The organism is Isoptericola sp. NPDC057391, assembly GCF_042668085.1.
Taxonomy (GTDB): Bacteria; Actinomycetota; Actinomycetes; order Actinomycetales; family Cellulomonadaceae; genus Isoptericola.
Map to the genome: position 1 here is coordinate 1 of NZ_JBHVBO010000291.1, position 3,203 is coordinate 3,203.

General features: G+C 74.7%; 4 protein-coding genes. 3 read left to right on the plus strand and 1 reads right to left on the minus strand.

All coding sequences use genetic code 11. From position 1 onward, the window contains the following. Positions 1–29: 29 nt before the first annotated feature. Entirely contained in the window at positions 30–992 is a 963-nt protein-coding gene (locus tag ACFUVW_RS20330) for an FKBP-type peptidyl-prolyl cis-trans isomerase (RefSeq protein ID WP_430573108.1), read from the minus strand. A gap of 128 nt (positions 993–1,120) precedes the next feature. Here ACFUVW_RS20330 and ACFUVW_RS20335 point away from each other — a divergent pair, with 128 nt between their 5' ends. The 3 genes from ACFUVW_RS20335 to ACFUVW_RS20345 are packed head-to-tail and all read left to right on the plus strand — an operon-like array spanning position 1,121 to position 3,152. Continuing rightward, positions 1,121–1,420: a hypothetical protein gene (locus ACFUVW_RS20335; protein ID WP_430573109.1), complete on the plus strand. Its 300-nt coding sequence runs from the start codon at positions 1,121–1,123 to the stop codon at positions 1,418–1,420. A 50-nt stretch (positions 1,421–1,470) separates the two neighbouring features. Then, positions 1,471–2,268: an alpha/beta hydrolase gene (locus ACFUVW_RS20340; protein WP_430573110.1), complete on the plus strand. Its 798-nt coding sequence runs from the start codon at positions 1,471–1,473 to the stop codon at positions 2,266–2,268. Positions 2,269–2,306: 38 nt separating this feature from the next. Further along, positions 2,307–3,152 (plus strand): alpha/beta fold hydrolase, encoded by an 846-nt coding sequence (locus tag ACFUVW_RS20345; RefSeq protein ID WP_430573111.1) that lies wholly within the window; start codon positions 2,307–2,309, stop codon positions 3,150–3,152. The last annotated feature ends 51 nt before the right edge of the window (positions 3,153–3,203 follow it).

The following is a 3,203-nucleotide window of genomic DNA, read 5'->3' on the forward strand; positions in this document are numbered from 1 at the left end:
GTGCGCGACGTCACGACGACGGCGGGCGATCACTGCGCGTCGAGGATGTCCACGACGAAGACCAGCGTCTCCTTCTGGAGCTCGTGACCCTCCTGGGCGCCGTACGCCAGGTCCGGCGGGATGACGAGGAGCACCTGGCTGCCGACGGTCTGGCCGGCGAGCCCCTGGGTCCAGCCGGCGACCACCTGCTGCAGCGAGAACGAGGACGGGGCGCCGCGGTCCCAGGACGAGTCGAACTGCTCGCCGTCGAGCTTCCAGCCGGTGTAGTGGGCGGTGACGGTCTGGTCCTCCGTCACCTTCGGGCCGTCGCCCTTGATCAGCGGCTGCACCACGAGGTCCTTGGGCGCCTCGTAGCCGTCCGGGATCGTCACCGAGGGCTTGCCGGAGTCGTCCAGCGTGACCGTCGGCAGGCCCTTCTCGGGCTCGACGGCCGTACCCTCGGCGCGGGTCGGGATCGTCTTCGCGTCGGTGACCTCGACGACGTTGACCATCGTCGCCGTGGAGCCGTCCTGGCCCTGCACGGGGTTGGCCACGAGGAGGCGCGTCCCGACCTTCTGCCCCGCCAGCGGCTCGGTGAGCACGCCGTAGTTCGCGTCGCCGAGGATGAAGCTCTGCGGGGTCTTCTGCTGCCAGGTGGAGCCCTGGGTGGAGCCGTCGGTGCCGAGGAAGGCGACGGTGTCCATCGTGATCTTCATGCCCTCGGCGAGCTCGGCGCCGTCGCCCTCGTCGATGACGCGCGACGTGGGCACCGAGACCTCGAGCGGGGTCTTGAAGGTCACCTTGGGCTCCGCGCCGGCCTTGCCGTCGACCTTCACGGACTCGAGCGCGGCGACGTCCTCCTTGGTCGGCTCGGGAGCCTCGGTGGCGGGGGACGACGACGCGGAGGCCGACGGCGTGGCGCCGTCGCCGGAGGAGTCGTCGGCGCAGGCGGTCAGGGTCAGGGCCGCGGCCAGCGCCAGCGCGGCAGCGGCGGCGGACGTGCGGAGCTTCACGGGGAGTCCTTCGGTCGGCGGGGACGAACCGGGCCACTGTAACGGCACGACCTGACCGCGCCGTCCAGGGTTCCGCCCCCGCCCGGCCGGGCGCCGGGGGTCGCCGCCGCCGCGCGACAATGGGTGCCATGCCGTCCCGCCGACCCTCCCGCAAGCGCCCCTGGGGCGCCGAGGCCCCGCCGCTCGACCTCGACCGTGCCCTCGGCGGCGTCCGGCGGGAGAGCGCGGCGGACGGCGAGTGGACCGTGCGCCGGCTGCGCGGCGGCGACAAGGCGTACCGCTGCCCTGCCTGCCGGCAGGAGATCCCCGCGGGCACCCCGCACGTCGTGGCCTGGCAGCGCGACGTCGTCGGAGGTGAGGCCGCAGGTCTGGAGGACCGTCGGCACTGGCACTCCTCCTGCTGGGAGCGGCGCGCGCGGCTGCGGTGACGGCCGTCCAGGACCGGCCAGGAACGCCCGGCCGAACTACCCTGGAGGCGATGAACGACGACACCATGGACGACGCAGCGGACCGTGACGCCGGGGACGACACCGGCCACCAGATCCGCTCCCTCACGATGCTCCCCGCCCGCCGCGAGGACGTCGAGCTGCACACCGCGGACGGGCTCACGCTCGTCGGCGAGCTCGCCCTCCCGGCCGACCGGGACCCGGTCGCGACGCTCCTGACGTTCCACCCGCTGCCCACGCACGGCGGTTACATGGACTCGCACGTGTACCGGAAGGCGGCCTGGCGCCTCCCCGCGCTCGCGGACCTCGCCGTCCTGCGCTTCAACACCCGCGGCACGTCGTCGCCGCGCGGCACGTCGGACGGCGCGTTCGACGGCGGCGAGGCGGAGCGGTACGACGTCGCCGCCGCGATCGAGCTGGCGGAGTTCCGGGAGCTGCCGCGCCCGTGGCTCGTCGGTTGGTCGTTCGGCACCGAGCTGGTGCTCAAGCACGGCACCGACCCGGCCGTCGAGGGCGCGATCCTGCTGTCGCCGCCGCTGCACCGCGCCACGGACGCCGACCTCGACCGCTGGGCGGACTTCGGCCGCCCGCTGGTGGTCCTGGTGCCCGAGCACGACGACTACCTGCGCCCCGACGAGGCCCGCCGGCGGTTCGCGCGCGTGCCGCAGGCCGAGGTGATCGGCGTCGACGGCGCGAAGCACCTGTGGGTCGGGGAGCCGGCGGTGCGCCGGGTCCTCGACGAGATCGTCGGGCACGTCCTGCCCGGCCACGCCCCGCTGCCCACGCACTACGACGGCGAGGTGCGGCAGGCCGAGACCGTACCGCGATGAGGTAGTCCTGATGACAAGGCGATGACGAGGAGTCGACGATGACCACCACCTCCGCGCTCCTGGCGACCTACCCGCTCCACGAGGGGGCGGGAACGCCGGTGCTGCTGCTGCACGGTTTCCCGCTGGACCACCGCATGTGGGCGGCCGCGGCGCAGGCCCTGCCCGAGGGGGTGCGCGCCATCGGCGTGGACCTGCCCGGCCAGGGGCACTCCGACCTCGCCGGCATCCCGCCGCGGCTCGAGGACGTCGCCGACGCCGTGCACCGCACCATGCGGGAGCAGGGCGAGGGCAACGCGGTCGTCGTCGGCCTGTCGATGGGGGGCTACGTGGCGCTCGCCCTGGCGGAGCGGCACCCCGGGTTCGTCGTCGGGCTCGGGCTCGTCGACACCAAGTCGACGGCCGACCTCGACGCCGCGCGCGCCAACCGGCTGCGGATCGCCGCCGCCGTCACCGAGGGGCAGACGCTCGACCCGGTACTCAGCATGCCCGGCGCGCTGCTCGGGCCGACGACGGTGGAGAAGCGGCGGAACCTCTTCCCGCTGCTCGAGTCCTGGATCCGCGCGCAGTCGCCGTCGGGCGTCGCCTGGGCGCAGCGCGCGATGGCGGCCCGCCCGGACCGCACCGACGTGCTGCGCACGTTCGACGGGCCCGTCTCCGTCGTGGTCGGGGCGGAGGACCAGGTGACCCCGCTGGTCGAGGCCGAGCACATGGTGCACGCCGCCCGGGACGGCGCGCTGACCGTCGTCCCCGCGGCCGGCCACATGAGCGCCGTCGAGGACCCGGCCACGGTCGCCGCCGCCATCGGGCTGCTGCACCGGCGCGTGACCGAGCGCACGAACCCGCCCCGCTGGCCCTGGCAGTACAAGCCCGCGCCGACCCTCTGACAGCGGCCGCACGACGAGACGCCGCGGGCCCGCCACCGTGCGGTGACGGGC

Coding starts and splice junctions, on each gene's coding strand:
- ACFUVW_RS20340 (WP_430573110.1), top strand. CDS start 1,471: ATGAACGACGACACCATGGACGACGCAGCGGACCGTGACGCCGGGGAC.
- ACFUVW_RS20335 (WP_430573109.1), top strand. CDS start 1,121: ATGCCGTCCCGCCGACCCTCCCGCAAGCGCCCCTGGGGCGCCGAGGCC.
- ACFUVW_RS20345 (WP_430573111.1), top strand. CDS start 2,307: ATGACCACCACCTCCGCGCTCCTGGCGACCTACCCGCTCCACGAGGGG.